Annotated in this window: 21 protein-coding genes; 7 read left to right on the forward strand and 14 right to left on the reverse strand. The window is 60.1% G+C overall.

Annotation, left to right across the window (positions count from 1 at the left end):
• Positions 1-122: 122 nt before the first annotated feature.
• Positions 123-1,556 (reverse strand): heavy metal sensor histidine kinase, encoded by a 1,434-nt coding sequence (locus AC3WMT_RS28770; RefSeq protein ID WP_103306806.1) that lies wholly within the window; start codon positions 1,554-1,556, stop codon positions 123-125.
• On the reverse strand, positions 1,553-2,227 hold the full coding sequence (locus AC3WMT_RS28775; RefSeq protein WP_103306805.1) for a heavy metal response regulator transcription factor: 675 nt from the start codon (positions 2,225-2,227) through the stop codon (positions 1,553-1,555). Before AC3WMT_RS28775 ends, AC3WMT_RS28770 begins: the two co-directional genes overlap by 4 nt.
• Before the next feature lie 411 nt (positions 2,228-2,638).
• Here AC3WMT_RS28775 and AC3WMT_RS28780 point away from each other — a divergent pair, with 411 nt between their 5' ends.
• The 6 genes from AC3WMT_RS28780 to AC3WMT_RS28805 all read left to right on the forward strand — a co-directional run bounded on the left by AC3WMT_RS28780 (position 2,639) and on the right by AC3WMT_RS28805 (position 9,887).
• Positions 2,639-3,886 carry a TolC family protein gene (locus AC3WMT_RS28780; RefSeq protein ID WP_103306804.1) on the forward strand — a complete coding sequence of 416 codons (1,248 nt, stop codon included), beginning with the start codon at positions 2,639-2,641 and terminating at the stop codon, positions 3,884-3,886.
• Positions 3,887-3,935: 49 nt separating this feature from the next.
• Positions 3,936-5,138 (forward strand): efflux RND transporter periplasmic adaptor subunit, encoded by a 1,203-nt coding sequence (locus AC3WMT_RS28785; RefSeq protein ID WP_103306803.1) that lies wholly within the window; start codon positions 3,936-3,938, stop codon positions 5,136-5,138.
• 15 nt (positions 5,139-5,153) lie between these two features.
• Complete coding sequence (locus AC3WMT_RS28790) at positions 5,154-8,300, forward strand: CusA/CzcA family heavy metal efflux RND transporter (RefSeq protein ID WP_103306802.1); 3,147 nt, start codon at positions 5,154-5,156, stop codon at positions 8,298-8,300.
• A gap of 235 nt (positions 8,301-8,535) precedes the next feature.
• Positions 8,536-8,736: a co-regulatory protein PtrA N-terminal domain-containing protein gene (locus AC3WMT_RS28795; RefSeq protein ID WP_103306801.1), complete on the forward strand. Its 201-nt coding sequence runs from the start codon at positions 8,536-8,538 to the stop codon at positions 8,734-8,736.
• Positions 8,737-8,804: 68 nt separating this feature from the next.
• Entirely contained in the window at positions 8,805-9,137 is a 333-nt protein-coding gene (locus AC3WMT_RS28800) for a DUF2790 domain-containing protein (protein WP_103306808.1), read from the forward strand.
• Between the two features lie 369 nt (positions 9,138-9,506).
• A complete protein-coding gene (locus AC3WMT_RS28805; RefSeq protein ID WP_103306800.1) occupies positions 9,507-9,887 on the forward strand; it encodes a DUF6124 family protein in 381 nt (126 codons plus the stop codon).
• Between the two features lie 67 nt (positions 9,888-9,954).
• Here AC3WMT_RS28805 and AC3WMT_RS28810 read toward each other — a convergent pair whose 3' ends face one another.
• Together AC3WMT_RS28810 and AC3WMT_RS28815 are read right to left on the reverse strand one after the other, a co-directional pair.
• Positions 9,955-10,737: a hypothetical protein gene (locus tag AC3WMT_RS28810; protein WP_256583596.1), complete on the reverse strand. Its 783-nt coding sequence runs from the start codon at positions 10,735-10,737 to the stop codon at positions 9,955-9,957.
• A gap of 217 nt (positions 10,738-10,954) precedes the next feature.
• Positions 10,955-12,280 carry an OprD family porin gene (locus AC3WMT_RS28815; protein ID WP_103306799.1) on the reverse strand — a complete coding sequence of 442 codons (1,326 nt, stop codon included), beginning with the start codon at positions 12,278-12,280 and terminating at the stop codon, positions 10,955-10,957.
• 519 nt (positions 12,281-12,799) lie between these two features.
• Between AC3WMT_RS28815 and AC3WMT_RS28820 the strand changes: the two genes are divergently transcribed.
• Positions 12,800-13,267, forward strand: a complete 468-nt coding sequence (locus AC3WMT_RS28820) for a GNAT family N-acetyltransferase (protein ID WP_103306798.1) — start codon at positions 12,800-12,802, stop codon at positions 13,265-13,267.
• Positions 13,268-13,337: 70 nt separating this feature from the next.
• Here AC3WMT_RS28820 and nuoN read toward each other — a convergent pair whose 3' ends face one another.
• From nuoN to nuoE, 10 genes are all read right to left on the reverse strand, one after another.
• Complete coding sequence (nuoN, locus tag AC3WMT_RS28825) at positions 13,338-14,801, reverse strand: NADH-quinone oxidoreductase subunit NuoN (RefSeq protein ID WP_007920173.1); 1,464 nt, start codon at positions 14,799-14,801, stop codon at positions 13,338-13,340.
• Positions 14,802-14,808: 7 nt separating this feature from the next.
• Positions 14,809-16,341 (reverse strand): NADH-quinone oxidoreductase subunit M, encoded by a 1,533-nt coding sequence (gene nuoM / locus AC3WMT_RS28830; RefSeq protein WP_103306797.1) that lies wholly within the window; start codon positions 16,339-16,341, stop codon positions 14,809-14,811.
• A gap of 39 nt (positions 16,342-16,380) precedes the next feature.
• Positions 16,381-18,234 carry an NADH-quinone oxidoreductase subunit L gene (gene nuoL, locus AC3WMT_RS28835; RefSeq protein ID WP_103306796.1) on the reverse strand — a complete coding sequence of 618 codons (1,854 nt, stop codon included), beginning with the start codon at positions 18,232-18,234 and terminating at the stop codon, positions 16,381-16,383.
• Positions 18,231-18,539: an NADH-quinone oxidoreductase subunit NuoK gene (nuoK, locus tag AC3WMT_RS28840; RefSeq protein WP_003180046.1), complete on the reverse strand. Its 309-nt coding sequence runs from the start codon at positions 18,537-18,539 to the stop codon at positions 18,231-18,233. Before nuoK ends, nuoL begins: the two co-directional genes overlap by 4 nt.
• A 3-nt stretch (positions 18,540-18,542) precedes the next feature.
• Positions 18,543-19,043 (reverse strand): NADH-quinone oxidoreductase subunit J, encoded by a 501-nt coding sequence (gene nuoJ / locus AC3WMT_RS28845; RefSeq protein ID WP_025108991.1) that lies wholly within the window; start codon positions 19,041-19,043, stop codon positions 18,543-18,545.
• Between the two features lie 9 nt (positions 19,044-19,052).
• Complete coding sequence (gene nuoI, locus AC3WMT_RS28850; protein WP_016987418.1) at positions 19,053-19,601, reverse strand: NADH-quinone oxidoreductase subunit NuoI; 549 nt, start codon at positions 19,599-19,601, stop codon at positions 19,053-19,055.
• An 11-nt stretch (positions 19,602-19,612) separates the two neighbouring features.
• Positions 19,613-20,620, reverse strand: a complete 1,008-nt coding sequence (gene nuoH, locus AC3WMT_RS28855) for an NADH-quinone oxidoreductase subunit NuoH (RefSeq protein WP_007964859.1) — start codon at positions 20,618-20,620, stop codon at positions 19,613-19,615.
• Positions 20,617-23,331: an NADH-quinone oxidoreductase subunit NuoG gene (nuoG, locus tag AC3WMT_RS28860; protein ID WP_103306795.1), complete on the reverse strand. Its 2,715-nt coding sequence runs from the start codon at positions 23,329-23,331 to the stop codon at positions 20,617-20,619. Before nuoG ends, nuoH begins: the two co-directional genes overlap by 4 nt.
• Positions 23,332-23,465: 134 nt before the next feature.
• Entirely contained in the window at positions 23,466-24,821 is a 1,356-nt protein-coding gene (gene nuoF, locus AC3WMT_RS28865; RefSeq protein ID WP_103306794.1) for an NADH-quinone oxidoreductase subunit NuoF, read from the reverse strand.
• Positions 24,818-25,315 (reverse strand): NADH-quinone oxidoreductase subunit NuoE, encoded by a 498-nt coding sequence (gene nuoE / locus AC3WMT_RS28870; RefSeq protein WP_007920186.1) that lies wholly within the window; start codon positions 25,313-25,315, stop codon positions 24,818-24,820. The genes nuoF and nuoE overlap by 4 nt, the downstream gene beginning before the upstream one ends.
• Positions 25,316-25,317 lie beyond the last annotated feature (2 nt).

The raw sequence follows: 25,317 nt of genomic DNA on the forward strand, positions 1-25,317 counted from the left end.
GTGAGCCTGCTCGCGATAGCGGTGTGTCAGACAACAAGGATATTGACTGACCCGCCGCTTTCGCGAGCAGGCTCACTCCTACAGGTTTCGGTGGTGTCCAAAAAATCCTGGAACAGTCGAGATCATTGTGGGAGCTGGCTTGCCAGCGATGGGGCCGTTGGAGTCACCGCAGGAAATCCAAGTCTGAACACGGTCATCGCGCCAGGCAGGCTTTTTACGTCGGCCACACCCTGATGCAGGCTCATGATCGAACGGACGATGGCCAGCCCCAATCCGGTGCTGCCCTGTGAACGCGAACGGCTGCTGTCGACACGGTAGAAGCGGTCGAACAGATGCGGCAGATGCTGTGCCTCGATCCCCGCGCCGGGGTTGCTGACCAGCAGTGAGGTTTGCGTTGCGCTTTGTTCAATCAGCAATGTCACGGTTTTTCCGGACGGACAATGCCGCAAGGCGTTGGACAGCAAATTGGAAATCGCCCGCTGAATCATCAACCGATCACCCAGCACCGACGCGTTGCCAAGCACATTCAAATGAATCTGCTTGTCCTGCGCCGACAGCGAAAACATATCGGCCACTTTTGTCGCCTCAACTTCCAGCGCAACCGATTCAAAAGGCGCCAGCGCCGACGGATGACTGACCTGCGCGAGAAACAGCATGTCCGAGACAATCCGCGCCACGCGCTCCAGTTCCTCGGTGCAGGACACCAGCACGTCCTTGTATTCCTCGGTGGTGCGCTCGCGGGACAAGGTCACCTGCGCCTTGCCCATCAGGTTGTTGATCGGCGTGCGCAGTTCATGCGCCAGGTCATCGGAGAACTGCGACAACTGCTGCACCCCGGCATCCAGCCGATGCAGCATGAAGTTGATGCCTTGGGCCAGTTCGCTCAACTCCTGCGGCATGTTCACCACCGACAGCCGATGGTCCAGGTCCTGGGTCGAGACCATCGCCGCGACCTTGCGAAACTCACGCATCGGCGCCAGCCCGCGCTGCACCGCGCCCCAGGCCGTCAGGCCAATGAAAATCAGCAGCAACGGCAAGGCCATCAGCGTCGAGCGCAGGTAGGCACTGAGCAAGGCCTGATCGTGCGCGTTGTCCATCGACAGCAGCACCGGTACTCGGGTGCCGTCCTTGAGGCTGATCAGCTTCGAGACGGTGAGGAATTTAGCGCCATCGGCGTCGGTGCTGGTCGAGTAGGCGAGGTCATCGGTGATCGCCCGCACGACCTTCAATTCAAGCCGCGGATCAGCCAGGCCGGTGCCGGACTTGAGCAGCGGCGTGCGCAAATTGCGACGGTCGTAGATCGTCAGCGTCAGGTTGTCATGGCCCATGACCTGATCGAGCAGAATGTGCGGTTTGCCGCTGATTTCATTGGCGTCGACGTACAGCGACAGGCTGTGCTCGACCTGCGCCATCTTCTTCTCAAGACTGTCGCGGGACAGCGCATTCAGCTCATGGGTCAGCGCGAAATACGCGAGGATCGCCAGAAACACCACCAACAGCGCGCCGAGAATACTCACCGTCAAACCCAGGCGCATCGACAGGCTGGCCGGCTTCATTCCCGCGCCTCCAGCACGTAGCCGACACCGCGCAGTGTGTGGATCAACTTGTGCTCAAACGGGTCGTCGATTTTCGCCCGCAACCGGCGGATCGACACTTCGACCACGTTGGTGTCGCAGTCGAAATTCATGTCCCATACCAGCGAGATGATCTGCGTGCGGGTCAGCACCTCGCCGGACTGGCGCATCAGCAGATGCAGCAGGGCGAATTCCTTGGTGGTCAGGTCGATGCGCTGCGCGCCGCGAAACGCGCGATGACGGCCCGGGTCGAGTTCCAGATCGGCGACTTTCAGCACTTGCGGTACCGGGATGTTTTCGCTGCGCCGCATCAATGTGCGCACCCGCGCCAGCAACTCGGGGAATTCGAACGGCTTGACCAGATAATCGTCGGCGCCCAGATCCAGCCCGCGAATCTTGTCGGCCAGACGTCCGCGGGCGGTGAGCATCATCACTCGCGTGGAGTGGGTGCGGCGCAGTTGCTCCAGCACGCCCCAGCCGTCGAGTTCCGGCAGATTGATGTCGAGAATGATCAGGTCATAGACCTGTTGTTGCGCCAGGTGTAAACCATCGGCGCCAGTGGCGGCGCGGTCGACGATATAACCACTTTCGGTCAAACCCTGATGCAAGTATTCGGCAGCTTTAAGCTCGTCCTCGATCACAAGGATTCGCATGATCTATCACCACTTTTATTTAATGGATATTTAATTAAGGGTGGCCGGGAAAGTTGTTGTTTTTGTAGGGGCTTCCGGGTGCAGTAAATAACTGAGTGACGTGCACGGTAAACGCTGTAGTGGCTACAGGGTCAACGTTTGACCCCTTTAATTCGGCCATCTGCGACAGCCTGTCGCAGCAGGAAGGTGCAAATAGCTATGTGTTGCGTTCAGGCAAGTGCTGTTGGGCAGATAACTTCGGCGTATTTGTTTCCATGTATTGCATAGTTGCGTTGCGCACTCCGCATGCTAGAGCAAAACAACTTCCTGCAACCGTGGATAACGGATTTGTAATCTTCCAGTCACCTTGTCGATAAGTTCAAAACCCTACCGTGGCGGCATCAAAGATTCTTGATTAAAGGAAGTCTTCCATTGCCCGGTTTAACAGAACTGATGGCGCGATCACGCCTGAAAAAAATAGCCAGCGGCATTCTGTTGCTGGCCACTGCAAACCTTGCGGTCGCATCGACCCTGACTCTGGAGCAGGCCCTGCAAACCGCATTCGCCGGCAACCCCGATCTGGCCGCTGCCCAATGGGAAATCGGCATCGCCGAGGGCGACCGCAAACAGGCTGGCCTGATCCCCAACCCTGAAGTCTCGTGGGAGGCCGAGGACACCCGCCGCGAATCCCGCACCACCACAGTGAAGCTCAGCCAGCCGATCGAACTGGGTGGCAAACGCGGCGCGCGCATTGACGTCGCCAGCCGTGCGCAGGATGCCGCCGGAATCGAGCTTGAACGCAAGCGCAACACCTTGCGCGCCGATGTCATTCAGGCGTTCAACGGCGCCCAGACCGCGCAGCAACGCTTGCAGTTGTCGCGCCAGTCACTGCAATTGGCCGAGCACGGCTTGCGCGTGGCGAAAGGGCGGATCGAGGCCGGTAAATCATCGCCAGTCGAAGGTACGAGGGCGCAAGTGCAACTCTCCGAAGTGCGCCTGGAACTGAGCCGCGCCGAACGCGATCAGGCCAACGCCTATCAACAATTGGCGCAGATCATGGGCGCGCCGTTGCCGAGCTCGACCACGGTGCAAACCGCGACGCAAAACCTCGCCAATGTGCCGCCGCCGAACCGTTTGCTTGAGCGTCTGAACGAGACCGCCGAGCTGCGTCTGGCCCAATTGCAGATCGATCAGCGCGAAGCGTCGCTGGGGCTGGAAAAATCCCAACGCATCCCCGACCTGACCGTGAGCATCGGTAGCCAGTACAGCGAAACCGAGCGCGAGCGGGTCAACGTGGTCGGCCTGTCGATGCCTATTCCGCTGTTCAATCGCAATCAGGGCAACGTCCTCGCGGCGGCGCGGCGCACCGATCAGGCGCGGGATCTGCGCAACGCCACCGAGCTACGCTTGCGCACGGAAATCCAGACCAGCCTTGCGCAATGGCAGACCGCCAACGGCGAAGTCACAGCGTTCAACCAGACCATCCTGCCCGCCGCGCAGAGTGCGGTTGAAACCGCCACACGCGGCTTCGAAAGGGGCAAGTTCGGCTTCCTTGATGTGCTCGACGCCCAGCGCACCCTGATCGCTGCGCGCAGCCAATACATCCAGGCCGTCAGCGAGGCGACCGACGCCCGCGTACGCATTGAACGGATCTTCGGCGACCTCAGCGTCCGCCCTTGAATTTCATTTTTCAGATCACTGCGCGAAGTCACGGCGCAGAGGAGTTTCCATGGATAAAAAACTGATTGGGGTCGCTGCGGCGACGCTGGCTTTGGGCATCGGCATCGGCTCGATGTGGGCGGGCAACGGCGCTATCGACGCGCACGCCGATGAGGCTGCGGAACATGCCGATCACGCGGATCACGCCGAGGAGGGCGCCGCTGCCGAAGGCGAACATGGCGAAGAAGGCCACATCGAATTGAGCGCCGAACAGATCACCGCCGCCGGCATTCAACTGGTCGAAGCGCGGGCGCAGACCATCAGCCTCGGCCTGCCGTTCCCCGGCGAAGTGCGTTTCGACGAAGACCGCACCGCCCACGTCGTGCCGCGTGTTCCCGGTGTGGTCGAGTCGGTGGCAGTCAACCTCGGCCAATCGGTGAAGAAGGGCCAGTTGCTGGCTGTCATCGCCAGTCAGCAGATCTCCGATCAGCGCAGCGAGCAGGCGGCAGCGCAACGCCGTTTGGCCTTGGCGCGCACCACCTATGAGCGCGAAAAGAAGCTGTGGCAGGACAAGATCTCCGCCGAGCAGGATTTTCTGCAGGCGCGCCAGGCCTTGCAAGAAGCCGAAATCGCCGTGAGCAATGCCCGGCAAAAAATCAGCGTGCTCAGCGGCAGTATGGTTGCCACCGGCGGCAACCGCTACGAATTGCGCGCGCCGTTCGACGGTGTCGTGGTGGAAAAGCACCTGACGCCGGGGGAAGTGGTCGATGAGTCTACGGCAGCGTTCACCCTCTCGGATTTGTCGCGGGTGTGGGTGACGTTCGGCGTATCACCGAAGGATCTGAACAAGGTCCAGGTGGGCAAAAAAGTCACGGTCAGCGCAGCGGAGCTGAATGCCGAAGTGGTCGGCAGTGTGGCTTACGTCGGCAGTCTGCTCGGCGAGCAGACTCGTACCGCAACGGTTCGCGTGACGCTGGAAAATCCGCAGGGTTCTTGGCGACCGGGCCTGTTCGTCACCGCGCTGGTCGCTACCGACAGCCGCGAAGCTAAAGTCGCCGTGCCGGAAACTGCGATCCAGACGGTCGAGGACAAACCCTCGGTGTTCGTGCGTACCGACGACGGCTTCGAGACGCGAGCCGTGGAGCTGGGCAGCCGCGCCGATGGTTTTGTGGAAGTCACCCAAGGCCTGGACGCAGGCGCACAAGTCGCCAGCGCCGGCAGCTTTGTCCTCAAATCGGAACTGGGCAAAGCCTCAGCCGAGCACAGTCATTAATCCTGGAAGGTCCTCATGTTCGAACGCCTGATCCAGTTTGCCATCGAGCAGCGCATCATCGTCCTGCTCGCCGTTTTGCTCATGGCCGGCCTCGGCATCGCCAGTTATCAAAAACTGCCGATCGACGCCGTGCCCGACATCACCAACGTCCAGGTGCAGATCAACACCGGCGCCGCCGGGTTCTCGCCGCTGGAAACCGAGCAGCGCATCACTTTCCCGATTGAAACCGCCATGGCCGGTTTGCCGGCCCTGGAGCAGACCCGTTCGCTGTCGCGCTCGGGGCTGTCGCAGGTCACGGTGATCTTCAAGGACGGCACCGACCTGTTCTTTGCCCGCCAATTGGTCAACGAGCGTTTGCAAATCGCCAAGGAGCAATTGCCCGAAGGTGCAGAAGCGGTCATGGGGCCGATCTCCACCGGCCTCGGCGAGATTTTCCTGTGGACGGTTGAAGCCAAGGAAGGCGCGCTGAAGGACGACGGCACGCCGTACACGCCAACCGATCTGCGGGTGATTCAGGACTGGATCATCAAGCCGCAATTGCGCAACGTCCCGGGCGTGGCCGAGATCAACACCATTGGCGGCTTCGCCAAGGAATATCAGATTGCCCCGGACCCGAAACGCCTGGCCGCCTACAAGCTGACCCTCACCGATCTGGTCACGGCGCTGGAGCGCAACAACGCCAACGTCGGCGCCGGTTACATCGAGCGCAGCGGCGAGCAGTTGCTGATTCGTGCGCCGGGGCAAGTGGCGAGTACCGAGGACATCGCCAACATCGTCATGGCCAATGTCGACGGCACGCCGATCCGCATCAAGAACGTCGCCACCGTGCAAATCGGCCGCGAACTGCGCAGCGGCGCGGCCACCGAAAACGGCCGTGAAGTGGTGCTCGGCACCGTGTTCATGCTGATCGGCGAGAACAGCCGCACGGTCTCGCAAGCGGTCGCCAGCAAGCTCGAACAGATCAATAAATCGTTGCCCGTCGGGGTGATCGCCGTGCCGGTGTACGACCGCACGCACTTGGTCGACAAAGCCATCGCCACGGTGAAAAAGAACCTCATCGAAGGCGCGATCCTGGTGATCGCGATTCTGTTCCTGTTCCTCGGCAACATCCGCGCCGCGTTGATCACGGCGATGGTGATTCCGCTGTCGATGCTGTTCACCTTCACCGGGATGTTCAGCAACAAGGTCAGCGCCAATTTGATGAGCCTCGGTGCGCTCGACTTCGGCATCATCGTCGACGGCGCGGTGGTGATCGTCGAAAACACCCTGCGCCGGCTCGCTCATGCGCAGCAGCACCATGGGCGCTTGCTGACTCGAAGCGAGCGATTCAAGGAAGTGTTTGCGGCAGCCAAAGAAGCACGGCGGCCGCTGATTTTTGGCCAGTTGATCATCATGGTCGTGTACCTGCCGATCTTCGCCCTGAGCGGCGTTGAAGGGAAAATGTTCCACCCGATGGCGTTCACTGTGGTGATTGCGTTGCTCGGTGCCATGTTGCTTTCGGTGACTTTTGTTCCAGCGGCGATTGCGCTGTTCGTCACTGGCAAGGTCAAGGAAGAAGAGGGCGCGGTGATGCGCGGCGCACGCAAGGTGTATGCGCCGGCACTGGCCTGGGTCATGTCGCATCGCGCTGTCGCCGTGGGCGCGGCGGTGGCGGTGATCGTGCTCAGCGGCGTGCTCACCAGCCGTATGGGCAGCGAGTTTGTGCCGAGTCTCAGCGAGGGCGATTTTGCCTTGCAAGCCTTGCGCGTGCCGGGCACCAGCCTGACGCAATCGGTGGATATGCAGCAGCGGCTGGAGACGTTGATTCTGGCCAAGGTGCCGGAAGTCGAACGTGTATTTGCCCGCACCGGCACCGCCGAAATCGCCTCCGATCCAATGCCGCCGAACATCTCCGACAGCTATGTGATGCTCAAACCCAAGGAGCAGTGGCCGGACCCGGGCAAGTCCCGCGAAACCCTGATGGCCGAACTGCAAGCCGCCGCCGCGGCGCTGCCGGGCAGTAACTATGAACTGTCGCAGCCGATCCAGTTGCGCTTCAACGAACTGATCTCCGGCGTGCGCAGTGACGTGGCGGTGAAAGTGTTTGGCGATGACATGGATGTGCTCAATGCCACCGCCGCGAAGATCGCTACGGCGATGCAGAAGGTCAACGGCGCCTCTGAAGTGAAGGTCGAGCAAACCACCGGGTTGCCAGTGCTGACCATCAACATTGATCGCGATAAAGCGGCACGTTATGGGCTCAACGTCGGTGATGTGCAGGACACCATTGCCGTGGCGGTGGGTGGTCGCAAGGCCGGGACGTTGTATGAGGGCGATCGGCGTTTCGACATGGTCGTGCGTTTGTCCGATGCCATGCGCAAGGACATCGATGGCTTGTCGGCGCTGCTGATTCCCGTGCCCGCCGTGAACGGCGCGGCCAACCAGATCGGCTTCATCGCACTGCAAGAAGTCGCCAGCCTCGACCTGGTGCTCGGGCCGAATCAGGTCAGCCGTGAAAACGGCAAGCGTCTGGTGATCGTCAGCGCCAACGTGCGGGGGCGTGATATTGGTTCGTTTGTCAGCGAGGCGGGCGCAGTGATCGAGCGTGATGTGCAGGTGCCGGCCGGTTACTGGACCAGTTGGGGCGGGCAGTTCGAGCAACTGCAATCGGCGGCCAAGCGCTTGCAGATCGTGGTGCCGGTGGCATTGCTGCTGGTGTTCGGGTTGTTGTTCATGATGTTCAACAACTTGAAGGATGGTTTGCTGGTGTTTACCGGGATTCCGTTTGCGTTGACCGGTGGGGTCATGGCGCTGTGGTTGCGCGATATTCCGCTGTCGATCTCGGCCGGGGTCGGGTTTATTGCGTTGTCCGGGGTGGCAGTGCTCAACGGCTTGGTGATGATCGCGTTTATCCGCAATCTGCGGGAGGAGGGGCGCTCTCTCACGGATGCGATCAACCTCGGTGCGCTGACACGCCTGAGGCCGGTCTTGATGACGGCGCTGGTGGCTTCTCTGGGGTTCATTCCGATGGCGCTCGCGACCGGCACCGGTGCAGAAGTGCAACGGCCATTGGCGACGGTGGTAATTGGCGGAATTCTGTCTTCGACCATTCTCACGCTGCTGATCTTGCCGGCGCTGTACCAACTCGCCCATCGCCGGGATGAGGACTCAATGCCCACCTGATTGTGAACACAACCCTGTGGCGAGGGGATTTATCCCCGATGGGTCGCGCAGCGGCCCCAAAAAAGCAGGCCTGCTGCGCAGTCCATCGGGGATAAATCCCCTCGCCACAGGTATTGCGCAGGCTGCTCAGTGGTGGGGTAAGGCCAGATAACGGATATGTAATTTCCCCGCCACCGTCCCGATAGGTTCGGATTGTTACCTTGATCCCGTCAGCTACTTAAACGAGGAATCAAAGATGAAATTCGCTCAGATCAGTGCCTTTACCGCAGCTTTGGCGTTGTCTTCCCTGGCCATGGCCGAAGGTGGCGGCGACCGCACTTTCGAAAAAATGATGACCGCCAACGACCGCTCCGTAGAGCTGTACGTTGCCCGCGAACAGGCCCGCGATCCGGTCGTCGTCAATGACAAGAAAGACGACAAGACTCAAGACCTGTAAACGCAGCCATGCTGGAACAAGCCTGTCATCGCGCATCGATGCCGGGCTTTTTTATGGAGGAATTGAACATGAAATTGATCAAGTGGATGGTGTTCGCTGGGGTGATGGCGATGTCCATTAATGTGCTGGCCGAGGGCGGGGGCGACCGCGCGTTCGAGCGCGCATTCAGCGCCAATGCCAAAGCCATGGCGCAATACGCCGCCAACCAGGGCAAAGCGCCGCCTGTGGTGAGGGATTACGCGTACGGGATGAAGCTGGACGTGGTGAAAATCGTCAGCGTGGTGAAGCCGCAGCCTGCCTGCTCGGTCGTCCCCACCGCCATGACCTATGAAGATTCGCAAGGGCAGCTCAACACCCTCAAATACAGCGTGGCGGGCGTTTGCCGGAACAGCGGTGGATAGCCGACACCGGGGGTATTGCAATATCACGATCTGTATTTCGCTTCGGGATGTTTAAGTGTGTAGGTCAATCGCAGAACCTTCCCACAATGTTTTCAGGTTGTCCGTCGGACGTCGGCTCTCTAGTGTGTGGATGTCGCTGCCAAATCAGCGATCGGGATTGGAACCCCGGAGAACGTGTCAGCGCCAAAGCGTCATTCATGACGTATGCTTGCGCACCTTCACGGTGTGCAGCCTGTTATGGCGGCTGTGCGCGGGAGACTTTCGAGTCTGCCGGGTTTCTCCGTTCCCCGGGTTCCAACCTGCGTACAGCTGCCACCCCTTCGCGTGGAACCGAATGGATCAGCTTCATCGTTCAGAAGGAGAAACAACATGAAAAAGCCAACGCCGAATCCGCCGGAAACAACCGTTCCAGCGGACGCCGACACAACATCCCCCTACGTCTCCGCCGATATTCGAAAACTCCACAAAGCCGCCGACCGCGCCCTCGACTTTTACCTCAAACCCAGCGCCGCCATCATGGCCACGCCCTACACCCCCAATCAGATGTTCCTGGCCAATCCCAAAGCCGACACCGAATCCCTGCTGGCCAACGCCTGCGAATCCCTGGCCTCCGCCTCCGTCATGCTCGGCGACTTCGCCGCGCTGCTGGAAGGCACGCATCGCAAGACGATTCTGGGGATTGCCCAAGTTGTGATGCTCGGTGAACTGGCGGTGAACAGGGCTTTGGATAACGTCGAGCCTGCTGGCTGATCAATCTGCCGAGAGGGGTGAAAAAACGCGGCGCTATCCAGGCCGCGTTTTATTGAAAGACTGATCGTCAGGCGAACACTGCGAAGATCCACGCCGTGCAGTAAACCGCGACAAAACCCGGAACAGAGTAGCCAAACATCCGGGCCGGAATATTGACCCACTGCCGCAGAGGCAACGGGAAACGGTCAATCTCGGGAATGGCATCGGGATCACTGGCCTGCAGATAGCCATAGTCCAGGAACAGAATGTTCGAGATGTGGTACAGGCGGCAGGAGCGGCCATAAACACTGTCACCCAGCACCCGCCTGTTTCGTTCGACGAAGTAGGACTCTTTCAGAAAAGACTCGATTTCAGTCAGTTTGAAAAAACTGACGTACGTCCGCACGAGCAGCGCCACAGCTGCCATCAGTACACAGGCGATCAAGACTGCCGCGTACAGCAGCTTGGCGTCGCTCGCCGGTGTGGAAAGCGTCGTACATAGCCGCTCGAAACCGAGCCAAAGCAACAGTAGACAGGCCCCCATCAGAGCCATTCGCAGAAGGCATCGTGGCATCGCCAGCCACTTTTTCAGATGCGCCGGTAAGCGCTCGGCCTCCATGACCGCGTGGCGCTCCAGCATAAGGGGGTAAGTGATTCGGCCGGTGAGTGTGCGAATCTGCCTGACTCTCTTCATTCGCCCCAACGGGCCATTGCCCAGTCTTTTTCGTTCAGTGCCGACAAAGTCAGACTCGATGAATTGGCGTTCCATCTGATCGAGCCGGAACCCGGCGGCAAACAGCGTTATTGCTTCGCTGAGGAAAATCAGCAGCAGTACAACGCCCCATGAAGCGCGGTAAATGAGGTCAAGCACAATTGATCCTTGGAATTGATCCACCTGACTCCGATTCAGGTGTAGGGAACGTCGGAACGCCACTCTTTACCTGATAGTTCTTGGGGTCACAAGCGCTCTCGCCACTCTGTCTGTTAAACACCGGGCATAAAAAAGGCGCCCCGAAGGACGCCAAAAGATTCACCTCTTACCAAAGGAGCAAGGAGCTTCTAAAGGTGAATGTGTTGTGCTCGTGAACTCAGAGAATCGCCAACGGGTATTCGACAATCACCCGAACTTCATCCAGATCGGACTCAAACGCCGTGGCGCGGGTTGTGGCCTGGCGCAAGCGCAATGACAGGTCTTTCATCGAACCACTCTGCACCACGTATTTGACTTCGATGTCGCGCTCCCAACGCTTCTGATCGGTCAGCGGGTTACCTTCGGCATCCCGGCGCATGTACACCGCGTTGGCGTTGGAATAATCGGCATCGGTGCCGCGCGCGTAACGGGTCATGAACGACAGACCGGGCACGCCGTAGGTCGTCATGTCGAGGTCGTAACGCACCATCCACGAACGCTCTTTCGGCGAGTTGAAGTCGCTGTACTGGATGGAGTTGTCGAGGAAGATCGAGTCGGATTGGCGCAGGTAATCGAAGTCGTCATTACCATTGTTGCGCTGGTGGGAGAGGGCGACGGAGTGGGCGCCGAACTTCACGCCGGCACGGCCGCTCCAGATGTTGTTGTCGAATTCGCCGAGCAGTTGTTTGCCCTCGTCGACTGCCTTGTAGTAATTCAAACCACCAAACAGCGACAAGTCATCCGACAGCGGATATGTCCACGCCGTGCCGGCGTAGTACTGATTCCAGGCATCCTTGAGACGACTGGAGTACAGGCTGAAACTGAGGTTTTTGTTCATCACATAGTCGCCGCCGCCGTAAGCGATCCACGGCGAATTGACCGGGCCGGCATAGAAGGTCGCGAAGTTCTCGCGCATGTCGCTGGACACCGGTTGGCTCATCGCGTGCAGTCGACCGCCCTGCACCGACAGACCTTCAATGCTGGTGTTGGTCGCTGTCACGCCGCGAAAGCTTTCTGGCAGCAAACGAGAGTCACCCGCCGCCACGACCGGGTTTGCCGGGAATACATCACCGACCCTGACCACCGTATCGAATGCCCGCACTTTCGCGGCCCCCCCGATCTTGGTGTATTCGTCCCGCGCCTCGCCGTCGCTGTTGACCGGCAGCACATCAAACGAACTGCGGCCACCGTTGCGCCCGTCACCGGTGTCGAGTTTCAAGCCGATCATGGCAAACGCATCAACACCGACCCCGACGGTGCCTTGGGTAAAGCCGGACTCGAACTTGCTGATCACCGCGTGCGACCAGGCCTCGGAATAACCGTTGCCGGTCGGGCTGGACTGGCCGTTGCGGTGCTCACGATTGAAATAGAAATTACGGTTGAGCACCGTCAGGCTGCTGCCTTCGATAAAGCCCTCGGCTTTTTCTTCTGCAAACACCATGGACGGCCCGGAGCCAACCACCACCGCTAAAGCGGCCATCGATATTTTTGTATTGTTAACCATCAAACACTCCTTGGGTTCGGCAGAACGGGAACGTGCTTCGGCGTGGGTTTTATTGTTCGGCGGGGCAGGGCCCGCCGGCATGGTCGCCGGGTGACATCGTTGCAAGCTGCGGATAACGCCAAGGTGATGCGGGAATTACAATTTCGTCATGTGGCTGTAACGCCAAGCCATGCGGGTGTACCTGGATTTATGAACACCACTGAAACCTGTGGGAGCGGGCTTGCCCGCGAAAGCGTTGGGTCAGGCAATGATGATGCTGAATGTGCCGGCGTCATCGCGGGCAAGCCACGCTCCCACATGGGTTTAGGGGAAACTTCGCGATTGACGCGTCGGAACAATCCACAGCACTATCGCCCAATGAATACCCAACACCGAATGAACATGATGTGCTCCTCTATGACCGCTTCCGGCGGGCCATAAGGTCATACGTGTTTTCCATTTCACGTGTTACCCGAAGCCCCGCCAGAAATGGACGGGGCTTTTTCATTGCCCGTCCGCACATGGCTCATGGAGAGAGAAATGTTCGAAATCAGAAGAGCGACCCCGGACGATGCCCAGATTGCCTTCGATATCCGGCGACTAGCGATTCGGCATCAGTGCATCGGTGCCTACAGCGAGCAGCAAATGCTCGATTGGACGAGAGGTTCGGCCGAGGACGGTTACGACACACTCATGGCAAAGCATTTCTATTTGGGGTGCGTGGACGGTGAAGCGGTAGCGACCGGGATGCTTGATCTGCAGCATCGTGAAATCGGCGCGATCTTTATTCTTCCTGATTTCATGCAGCGGGGGTTGGGTCAGCGTGTACTGTATTTTCTTGAGAGCCTGGCGCGAGAGCTGGGGCTGACAGAGGTGTGTCTGGACGCAACGTTGAACGCTGCCGACTTTTACCGGCGTTGCGGTTACGTCGGGGAGGGGAGTGCGATTTATCAATCGCCTTCGGGTCTGCAACTGGCGTGTGTGCCAATGGTGAAAGCGTTGCGATAAAGATCAAGAGACCGCACAAAACAAAAACGGCACCCGAAGGTGCCGTTTCCGTTTCCAGCCAGCCAAGCAATCAGCCCGCCAGACCCGCCTGCTGAACCAGTGTCAGCAATGGCTGCGGGTAAACGCCGAGGAAGAACGCAACCAAGGCGATGGCCAGCAGCATCACGCCGCCTGCCTTCTGTTCCCAGTGCAGTTGCGCATCGTGGCGGCGCAGGTTTGGTTCGATCAGGTACAGGGTGACCATCACGCGCAGGTAGTAGAAGACGCCGATGGCGCTGCCCAGTACCAGCGAACCGACCAGCCACCATTGGTGCGACTCGACACCGGTAGCGATGATGTAGAACTTGCCGATGAAGCCTGCGGTAAGCGGGATACCGGCCAGGGACAGCATCATCACGGTCAGTACGGCGGTCAGGTACGGACGGCGCCAGAACAGGCCGCGATACTCGTACAGGGCATCTGCGTCACGGCCGTTGTACGGCGAGGACATCAGAGTGATCACGCCGAACGCGCCAAGGCTGGTGATCACGTAGGTGACCAGGTAGACGCCGATGGCTTCCACCGCCAGACCCTTGCTCGCCACCAGTGCGATCAGCAGGTAGCCGAAGTGCGCGATGGACGAGTAACCGAGCAGACGCTTGAGGTTGCTCTGGGTCAGGGCCAGCAGGTTACCGAACAGGATCGAGGCGATGGCGATGACAGTCAGCACATCGCTCAGTACGCCACTGCTCGCGGCAGGGGAGATCTGGAACAGACGCACCATCACCGCAAACACGGCAACCTTGGACGCAGTGGCGAGGAACGCAGCGACCGGTGCCGGCGCACCTTCGTAGACGTCCGGCGTCCACAGGTGGAACGGTACCAGCGACAGCTTGAACGCCAGACCGATCAGCATCATGCCCAGGCCCAGTTGTGCCAGCGAGCTAGGCAGGCCAGTTGCAGCCAGTGCCTGACCGATACCGACGAAGCTCAGCGAACCCGAGTCTGCGTACAGCAGTGCCATACCGAACAACAGGAACGCGGAACCGGCGGCCGACAGCACCATGTATTTGATGCCGGCTTCCAGCGAGCGCTTGTTGAAGAAGGCGTAAGCCACCAGACCGTAAACCGGCACCGACAGCAGTTCCAGACCGATGAACAAACCGGCCAGGTGCTGCGCGCTGACCAGAACCAGACCACCGGCGGCGGCCATCAGGATCAGCAGGTACAGTTCTTCACGGTTGCCCGGGTAACCCGAACCGCCATCGCCCAGGTAGGCGTGGGCGAGGGTCACACAGGCGAGAGTGGCGACCAGGATCAGCGCCATGTACAGGCAGGCGAAGGTGTCGATCTGCAGCAGTGGAGTCACGGCCAGAGGCGCGACTTTCAGGGCTGGCAGGATCGACAGCAAAGCCAGGTTCAGACCGGCGACCGAGATCAGGAAGGTCTGCGAGTGGTTGCGGCGCCAGGCGATTGCCAGCATCACCACGATAATGGTGAGGCTGGTGATCAACAGTGGCGCAAGCGCAATAAAGTGTTGAATCGTGAATTCCATAGCGCTCTTACCGGGCCGAAGCGAGTTGAGTGAAGGCGGTGCCGAGCCACTGCTGAACGCCATGCATCGTGGCGGCAGAAGTGTCGAGGAACGGTTGCGGGTACACGCCGATGTAGATCAGCAACACCGCAAGGCCCAGCACCATGATCAGTTCGCGAGCGTCCATACCGTGCAGGATCGAATCCGATTTGGACGGACCGAAATACGCACGGTGGATCATGATCAGCGAGTAGACCGAACCGAACACCAGACCGGAGGTGGCAATCGCAGTGATCCAAGGCCAGCTGGCGAAAGAGCCGATCAGGATCAGGAACTCGCCGACGAAGTTACCAGTGCCCGGCAGACCCAACGAAGCGGCTGCGAAGAACAGGCTGATTGCCGGCAGGTAAGCGATACGCGACCACAGACCGCCCATCTCACGCATGTCACGAGTGTGCAGACGCTCGTACAACTGACCGCTGAGGATAAACAGTGCTGCCGCCGACAGACCGTGCGCGAGCATCTGGATGACTGCACCTTGCAGTGCCAGTTGGCTACCGGAGTAGATGCCGATCAGTACGAAGCCCATGTGGGAAACGGACGAGAAGGCGATCAGACGCTTGATGTCGGTTTGCGCGAACGCGAGGAACGCACCGTAGAAGATCCCGATCAGACCGAGGGTCATGGCGATCGGCGCGAACTCGGCCGAGGCATTCGGGAACAGCGGCAGGGCGAAACGCAGCAGGCCGTAGGCAGCGGTTTTCAGCAGGATACCGGCGAGGTCGACGGAACCGGCAGTCGGCGCCTGGGCGTGAGCGTCAGGCAACCACGAGTGGAACGGTACGACGGGCAGCTTGACCGCGAAGGCGATGAAGAAGCCGAGCATCAGAATGTACTCGGTGGTCATCGACATCTTGGTTTTCAACAGGTCGGCGTAGTTGAAGGTAATCACGCCAGTGTTGTTGAAGTTGACCAGTACCAGACCGAGGATCGCCACCAGCATGATCAGGCCGGAAGCCTGAGTGAAGATGAAGAACTTGGTCGCTGCGTAGATCCGGGTTTTCTTGCCGTCCGAAGAACTGTGACCCCAGAGCGCGATGAGGAAGTACATCGGCACCAGCATCATTTCCCAGAAGAAGAAGAACATGAACAGGTCGAGGGCGAGGAACACGCCGACAACGCCGCCCAGGATCCACATCAGGTTCAGGTGGAAGAAGCCAACATGACGTTGAATCTCTTTCCACGAGCAGAGTACCGAGAGGATACCCAGCAGACCGGTCAGCAGGATCATCAACAGCGACAGGCCGTCGAGGGCCAGGTGCACGTTGATGCCGAAGCGCTGGATCCAGACATGCTTGAACTCAAGCGCCCAGGTCGGATCGGCGCCGGGCGCCGGAGCAAATGAATAGTCACCGTGGGCCCACAGCCAGAGGCCGAGGGCGAGTTCCAGGGTCATGGTCAACAGCGCAATCCAGCGGGGGAGGGTAGCGCCGAAGCGCTCACCCATCCAGCACAGCAGGCCGCCGATGAAGGGGATCAGGATTAGCCAAGGCAGAATCATGACGGGCTCGTTTCCTTTCGCAAATTCGCAAGGTTCATATCAGACCGCTACCAGCACGATGGCGCCGATTACCAGCACGGCACCAGCAGCCATCGAAGCAGCGTACCAACGCAGTTGACCGGTCTCGGTGCGGCTCAGGGCAGTGTGACCACCCTTGGCCATACGCGGGATCAGACCGATGGTCTGGTCGAGCGGGTCTTTGCGCAGCATGTGGCTGATCGCAAGGTACGGCTTGACGAACAGTTTGTCGTAGATCCAGTCGAAGCCCCAGGCAGCGAACCACCAGGCCGAAAGGAAACGGCCGATGCCGCTGTTGGCGATTGCCGTCACGAAGCGACGCTTGCCAAGGAACAGCAGGGCCGCCAGCAGGATACCGGCCAGGGCGATGGCGCCCGAAGCGATTTCCAGACTGTGCTTGGCTTCGCCGCCGGCATGCCCAACGCTTTCCGGCAGGACGCCGTGCAGCGGTGGAACGATCATCGCGCCGATGAAGGTCGACAGCACGATCAGCACCGACAGTGGCAGCCAGTGAGCGATGCCGTGACCGGCGTGGGCTTCGGTCTTGGCTTCACCGTGGAACGTGATGAAGATCAGGCGGAAGGTGTACAGCGAAGTCATGAACGCGCCGACCAGACCTGCGTAGAGCAGACCGTGGTTGCCGCTGGCAAACGCTTCCCAAAGGATTTCGTCCTTGGAGTAGAAGCCTGCGGTAACCAGTGGCAGGGCAGCCAGGGCCGCGCCGCCGACGATGAAGCTGGCGTAGGCCAGTGGCAGTTTTTTCCACAGACCGCCCATCTTGAAGATGTTCTGCTCGTGGTGGCAGGCAACGATAACCGCACCGGAAGCAAGGAACAGCAGGGCCTTGAAGAAGGCGTGGGTCATCAGGTGGAAAATCGCGCCATCCCATGCACCAACGCCCAGCGCCAGGAACATGTAGCCGATCTGGCTCATGGTCGAGTAGGCGAGGATACGTTTGATGTCGGTTTGTACCAGTGCGGCGAAACCGGCCAGAACCAGAGTCACGCCGCCGACGATGCCGACCAGGTGCAGGATGTCCGGCGCCAGGGTGAACAAGCCGTGGGTACGGGCGATCAGGTAAACACCTGCGGTCACCATGGTGGCGGCGTGGATCAGTGCCGAAACCGGGGTAGGGCCGGCCATCGCGTCCGCGAGCCAGGTTTGTAGCGGCAGTTGTGCCGATTTACCGACTGCGCCACCCAGCAGCATCAGAGTCGCCAGGGTGATCCAGAAGTCACCGACCTGGAATTTCTGTGGTGCCAGCACCAGCAGTTCCTGGATGTTCAGCGTGCCCACTTGCTGGAACAGGATGAACAGGCCGATGGCCATGAACACGTCGCCGATCCGGGTCACGATGAAGGCCTTGAGTGCGGCGTTACCGTTGTTGCGGTTGCTGTAGTAGAAACCGATCAACAGGTACGAGCACAGGCCTACGCCTTCCCAGCCGAAGTACAGGAACAACAGGTTATCGCCCAGGACGAGGAACAGCATGCTGGCGATAAACAGGTTGGTGTACGAGAAGAAGCGCGAGTAACCCGCTTCACCGCGCATGTACCAGGAGGCGAACAGGTGGATCAGGAAACCGACGCCCACCACCACGCCGAGCATGGTGATCGACAGGCCGTCGACGTAGAGGGCGAAGTCAGGCTTGAAGCCTTCGACCGCCATCCACTGCCAGAGCACCAGGGTGTAGTGACCGCCTTCGGGTGGCGCGACGTTGAATTGCCAGATGACGTAAGCGGCGACAATCGCCGACAAGCCAATGGAACCCACGCCGATCAGCGCCGAGAGGTTTTCCGACCAGCGTCCACGGGAGAACGACAGCAGCAGGAAACCGATCAGAGGGAATACGAAAGTCAGAAAGATCAGGTTCATCCGCGCATCTCACTGGCAGCGTCGATATCGAGCGTGTGGAAGCGGCGATACAGTTGCAGCAGGATCGCCAGACCAATACTGGCCTCGGCAGCTGCAAGGCTGATCACCAGGATGAACATGATCTGTCCATCCGGCTGCGCCCAGCGGGCGCCCGCGACGATGAAGGCCAGTGCAGAGGCGTTCATCATCACTTCCAGACTCATCAACACGAACAAAATGTTGCGGCGGACCATCAGGCCGACCAGACCAAGGCAGAACAGGATGCCGGCAACGGCCAATCCATGTTCGAGAGGGATAGCAGGCATGTCTTACTCCTTCGCCTCGTTACGGCCCAAATGGAACGCCGTGACGGCTGCGGCAAGCAGCAGCATCGAGGCGAGTTCGACCACCAGCAGGTACGGGCCGAACAGGCTGATGCCCACGGCTTTCGCGTCTACGGTGGTGTGGCCGATGGCCTGACCGCTCTGGTGAGCGAACAGCACATACAGCAATTCGGCCAGCAGCAGCGCGGCGAGAATCACCGGCCCGGCCCAGATGCCAGGCTTGAGCCAGCTGCGTTCTTGCTGAACCGAGGCGGGCCCCAGGTTCAGCATCATCACCACGAACACGAACAGCACCATGATGGCGCCGGCGTAGGCGATCACTTCCAGCACGCCGGCGAACGGTGCGCCGAGTGCGAAGAAGGTCATGGCCACGGCGATCAACGAGATGATCAGGTAGAGCAGGGCGTGCACAGGGTTGGTGTTGGTGACCACGCGAAGCGTGGACACAACAGCGATACCCGATGCGAAATAGAAAGCGAATTCCATCGTTCTTCCTTAAGGCAGCAAGCTCTTCACGTTGATCGGTTCGGCTTCGTTCTGCGCGGCGCCTTTCGGCTTGCCAGCGATTGCCATACCTGCAACACGATAGAAGTTGTAATCAGGGTTTTTGCCGGGGCCGGAGATCAGCAGATCTTCTTTCTCGTACACCAGGTCCTGACGTTTGAACTCGGCCATCTCGAAATCCGGAGTCAACTGGATTGCGGTGGTCGGACAGGCTTCCTCGCAGAGACCGCAGAAAATGCAGCGCGAGAAGTTGATACGGAAGAAGTCCGGGTACCAGCGACCGTCTTCGGTTTCAGCTTTCTGCAGCGAGATGCAACCCACCGGGCAAGCCACGGCGCACAGGTTGCAGGCTACGCAACGCTCTTCGCCATCGGGGTCGCGGGTCAGGACGATACGGCCACGGTAGCGTGGTGGCAGGTAGACCGCTTCTTCCGGGTATTGCAGGGTGTCGCGCTTGCGGAAGCCATGGCCGAAGACCATGACCAGGCTGCGCAACTGGGTACCAGTACCCTTAACGATGTCGCCAATATATTTGAACATGGGTCAAATCCTCACTGAACCGCAACCGCAGGTGTGTTCCACAACACAACCGCAGCGGTTATCAGCAAATTGATCAGGGTCAGTGGCAGGCAGAATTTCCAGCTGAAATCCATCACCTGGTCATAACGCGGACGCGGGATGGAAGCGCGCAGCAGGATGAACAGCATGATGAAGAACGCGGTCTTCAGTGCGAACCAGACGAAGGACAGTTGCGGCAGGATGCCGAACGGACCGTGCCAGCCACCGAAGAACAGGGTGACCAACAGCGCCGAGATCAGGATGATGCCGATGTATTCACCGACGAAGAACATGCCCCATTTCATACCGGCGTATTCAATGTGGTAACCGTCTGCCAGTTCCTGTTCCGCTTCCGGCTGGTCGAACGGGTGACGGTGAGTCACGGCGACGCCAGCGATGAAGAAGGTACAGAAGCCGAAGAACTGCGGAATGATGAACCACAGGTTCTGCGCCTGGTACTCGACGATGTCGCGCATGTTGAACGAGCCGACCTGCACCACGATGCCCATCAGGGCCAGGCCCATGAACACTTCGTAGGACACGGTCTGCGCCGAGGCACGCAAGCTGCCGAGCAGGGCGAACTTGTTGTTACTCGACCAGCCGGCGAACAGCACCGCGTAGACCGACAGACCGGCCATGGCGAAGAAAAACAGCAGGCCGATGTTCAGATCCGCCACACCCCAGGTAGGGGTGATCGGGATGATCGCAAACGCGATCAGCAGGGCGGACATGGCCACCACCGGTGCCAAAGTGAAGATCACTTTATCGGCGAACGGCGGGGTCCAGTCTTCCTTGAAGAACATCTTCAGCATGTCAGCGGCGATCTGGAACATACCAAACGGGCCAACGCGGTTCGGACCGTAACGGTCCTGCCACCAGCCCAGCAGGCGACGTTCGACAAAGCTGAGCAACGCGCCTGCGACCACAACGGCCAGCAGAATCACGATGGCTTTGATGACCGTCAGGATCACATCGATCACTTCAGGGGTGAACCAGGTCATTGCGCTGCCTCCTGCAGACCGTCGACGGATACGCCGGCGAATGCCGGTGGAATGCCGGCGATGCCCGCAGGCAATGCCACCAGACCTGCGCCCAGTTCTTCATTGATACGCAGCGGCAGACGCAGGGTCTGGCCGGCGACGTTCAGGCTCAGCAGGGCACCGTCGTTGACGCCCAGACGATCTGCTTCCGACTTGGCCAGAGCAACGTATGGAGCCGGAATGCGCTCTTGCACCGGCGCGGCTTTCGACGAGTTCTCGTCGCTGCCGAACAGGTGATAGAACGGCACGGCTTGCCAGGTGCCCGGCGCCGGGTTGAACGCACGCGGAGCGGCAGCGAACCAGTTCAGCGAATCGCCAGTGCTTTCGATCAGGCGGGTGCCCGGATCGCCAGCGCGCAGGTGACCACCGACTTCGTCCTGGAACTTGTTCCACGCTTGTGGCGAGTTCCAGCCCGGCGACCAGGCGAATGGCACTTGCTGACGTGGCTCAGCCGAACCCGAGTAACCTTCCATGGAGAAGGCGAACGCGGTGTCTTTGTCTTGCGGGGTGCGTGGTTCGTGAACGCTGATGTCGGCGCGCATCGCGGTGCGACCGGAATAACGCAGCGGCTCACGCGCCAGTTTCAGACCCTTGATGCGGAACGCGGCGGACGGTGCAGCGTCGACGATACGTGCCAGTTGCTCGGTGCTCGAAGCCACGGCAGCGGTGACGTGGTCGAGTTGCGTCCAGTCGATCGGCTGGTTCAGCAGGGTGGCGCGCAGGGCGTGCAGCCAACGCCAGCCTTCGTGAACCAGAATGCTTGCGTCCAGGTATTGCGGATCGAACACCTGGAAGAAGCGCTGGGCGCGACCTTCCTGGCTGACCAGCGTGCCGTCGCCTTCAGCGAAGCTCGCCGCTGGCAGAACCAGATGTGCGCGGTCGCTGGTGGCGGTCTTCTGATGGTCGGCAACGATCACTACTTTCGCAGCGTTCAATGCCGCATCGACCTTGGCTTTCGAGGTGCGGGTGTACAGATCGTTTTCCAGCACGACGATAGCGTCGGCCTTGCCGTCGATGACTGCTTGCAGCGCAGCATCCACCGATTCGCCACCGAGCATGGCCAGACCGAGGCTGTTGGCTTCCGGCACGATCAGGCTGATCGAACCGTTCTTCTCGCGCAGCTTCAGGGCTTTGGCGATGTTCGCCGCCGCTTCGATCAGCGCTTTGGAACCCAGCGAAGTACCGGCGATGATCAGCGGACGTTTGGCCGCGAGCAGGGCATCAGCAATGCGCTTGGCCAGTTCCAGTGCTTCGGCGTCCAGACCTTCGACGGCCGGCGCGCTGGCATCCAGAGCGTGAGCCACGGCGAAACCGATGCGCGCCAGATCGTCGGGAGCGGCGTGTACGCATTCTTCGGCAACGTCGTCGAGCTTGGTTTCCGCCAGGCTGGCGATGAACAGTGGGTTCAGCGCGTGCTGACCGATGTTCTTCACTGCGGCGTCGAGCCAAGGCTGAACGCGCATGGCTTCAGCCATGTCTTCAGCTTTGCCTTTGACCGATTGACGCAGGGCCAGGGCCATACGGGCGGCGGTCTGGGTCAGATCTTCACCGAGGACGAAAATGGCGTCGTGGTCTTCGATGTCGCGCATGTTCGGCACTGGCAGCGGGCTGTCTTTGAGCACTTGCAGGACCAGACGGATGCGCTCCAGTTCGGAGGCTTCGATACCGGAGTAGAAGTGCTCGGCGCCGACCAGTTCGCGCAACGCGTAGTTGCTTTCGAGGCTGGCACGCGGCGAACCGATACCGACGATATTGCGACCGCGCAGCAGATCAGCGGCTTTATCCAGTGCGGCGTCGAGGCCCAGCTTGGTGCCGTCGGCCAGCAGCGGCTGACGTGGACGGTCGGTGCGGTTGACGTAGCCATAACCGAAACGGCCACGGTCGCACAGGAAGTACTGGTTCACCGAACCGTTGAAACGGTTTTCGATGCGACGCAGTTCGCCGTAACGCTCACCCGGGGAGATGTTGCAACCGCTGGAGCAGCCATGGCAGATGCTCGGCGAGAACTGCATGTCCCATTTACGGTTGTAGCGCTCGGAGTGAGTCTTGTCGGTGAACACACCGGTCGGGCAGACCTCGGTGAGGTTGCCGGAGAACTCGCTTTCGAGGGTGCCGTCTTCAACGCGACCGAAGTACACGTTGTCGTGGGCGCCGAATACACCGAGGTCGGTGCCGCCGGCGTAGTCCTTGTAGAAACGCACGCAGCGATAGCAAGCGATGCAGCGGTTCATTTCATGGGAAATGAACGGGCCCAGTTGCTGGTTCTGGTGGGTGCGTTTGGTGAAGCGATACCGGCGCTCGTTGTGGCCGGTCATCACGGTCATGTCTTGCAGGTGGCAATGACCGCCTTCTTCGCACACAGGGCAGTCGTGCGGGTGGTTGGTCATCAGCCATTCGACAACACTGGCGCGGAACGCCTTGGATTCTTCATCGTCGATGGAGATCCAGGTGTTATCGGTGGCCGGGGTCATGCAGGACATGACGATGCGACCACGGGTGTCGTTCTCGTCGGTGTACTGCTTGACCGCGCACTGGCGGCAAGCCCCGACGCTACCAAGCGCGGGGTGCCAGCAGAAATAAGGGATGTCGAGGCCCAGCGACAGACATGCCTGTAACAGGTTGTCTGCCCCGTCGACTTCGAGCGCTTTGCCGTCTACGTGGATAGTGGCCATGGTTCAAAGGTCTTCGTTGGCCCGGTGTCAGCGGGCGTGGCTAATGGAATCTTGTTATCCGTGCGAATCAATCCAGCCTCGAAAGGCGTCATCGCAGGAGGCGAAGGGCACGGGCCCTTCACCTTATTAAGCGTTTACGCGCCGATAACGATCGGCCTTGCCAGAGGCGGGACGGCGGCGCTGACAGGCGCGATACCGGCTTCGAACTCTGGACGGAAGTATTTGATGGCACTGCCCAACGGCTCCACGGCACCCGGTGCGTGAGCACAGAAGGTTTTGCCTGGGCCGAGGAAACCGACCAGACCCAGCAGGGTCTCGATGTCGCCTGGCTGACCGCGGCCTTCTTCGATGGCCATCAAGAGCTTGACGCTCCATGGCAAACCATCACGGCACGGGGTGCAGAAGCCGCAGGACTCGCGAGCGAAGAACTGCTCCATGTTGCGCAGCAGGGAAACCATGTTGACGCTGTCATCCACCGCCATGGCCAGGCCGGTACCCATACGGGTGCCCACTTTGGCGATGCCGCCGGCGTACATTTGTGCGTCGAGGTGTTCTGGCAAGAGGAAACCGGTACCGGCGCCACCTGGCTGCCAGGCCTTGAGCTTGAAGCCGTCGCGCATGCCGCCGGCGTAGTCTTCGAACAGCTCGCGACCGGTGACGCCGAATGGCAGTTCCCACAGGCCCGGGTTTTTCACTTTGCCGGAGAAGCCCATGAGCTTGGTGCCCATGTCTTCGCTGCCTTCGCGGGCCAACGATTTGTACCAGTCAACGCCGTCGGCAATAATCGCCGGCACGTTGCACAGGGTTTCCACGTTGTTCACGCAAGTCGGCTTGCCCCACACGCCGACGGCGGCAGGGAAGGGCGGCTTGGAGCGCGGGTTGGCGCGGCGACCTTCGAGGGAGTTGATCAGTGCGGTTTCTTCACCGCAGATGTAACGCCCGGCGCCGGTGTGGACGAACAGTTCGAAATCAAAACCGCTGCCCAGAATGTTTTTGCCCAGCAGGCCCGCTGCCTTGGCTTCTTCCACGGCACGGTTGAGGTGCTTGGCAGCGGTGGTGTATTCGCCACGCAGGAAGATGTAGCCACGGTAGGTTTTCAGTGCGCGGGCACTGATCAGCATGCCTTCGATCAGCAGATGGGGCAGTTGCTCCATCAGCATGCGGTCTTTCCAGGTGTTCGGCTCCATCTCGTCCGCGTTGCACAGCAGGTAGCGGATGTTGATGGATTCGTCTTTGGGCATCAGGCCCCACTTCACACCCGTGGGGAAGCCTGCACCACCGCGACCTTTCAAACCTGCGTCTTTCACGGTCTGGACGATGGCGTCCTGATCCATGTCGGCGAAGGCTTTGCGTGCTGCGGCGTAACCGTTCTTGGCCTGGTATTCGTCGAGCCACACGGCTTCGCCGTCGTCACGCAGACGCCAGGTCAGCGGGTGAGTCTCGGCCGAACGCTGAATGCGGTTGGCAGGACCGAAAGATGTCAGGGTCATACGTAGCCCTCGAGCAGTTTGGCGACGCCAGCAGGTTGCACGTCGCCAAAGGTGTCGTCGTCGATCATCAGCGCCGGAGCCTTGTCGCAGTTGCCGAGGCAGCAGACAGGCAGCAGGGTGAAACGACCGTCGGTGGTGGTCTGACCCAGGCCGATGCCCAGATTGTTCTGGATTTCGCTGACCACCGACTCGTGGCCGCCGATGTAGCAGACCATGCTGTCGCAGACGCGAATGATGTGACGGCCGACCGGCTGACGGAAGATTTGGCTATAGAACGTCGCCACACCTTCAACGTCGCTGGCCGGAATGCCGAGGATCTCGCCGATCGCGTACAGGGCGCCATCCGGCACCCAGCCGCGTTCTTTCTGAACGATCTTCAGGGCTTCGATCGACGCCGCGCGCGGGTCTTCGTAGTGATGCAACTCGTGCTCGATGGCCGAGCGCTCGGTTTCACTCAGGGTGAAACGGTCTGTCTGGATAAGCGTGCTGTTCATGC

Source organism: Pseudomonas sp. FW305-7 (assembly GCF_058786735.1).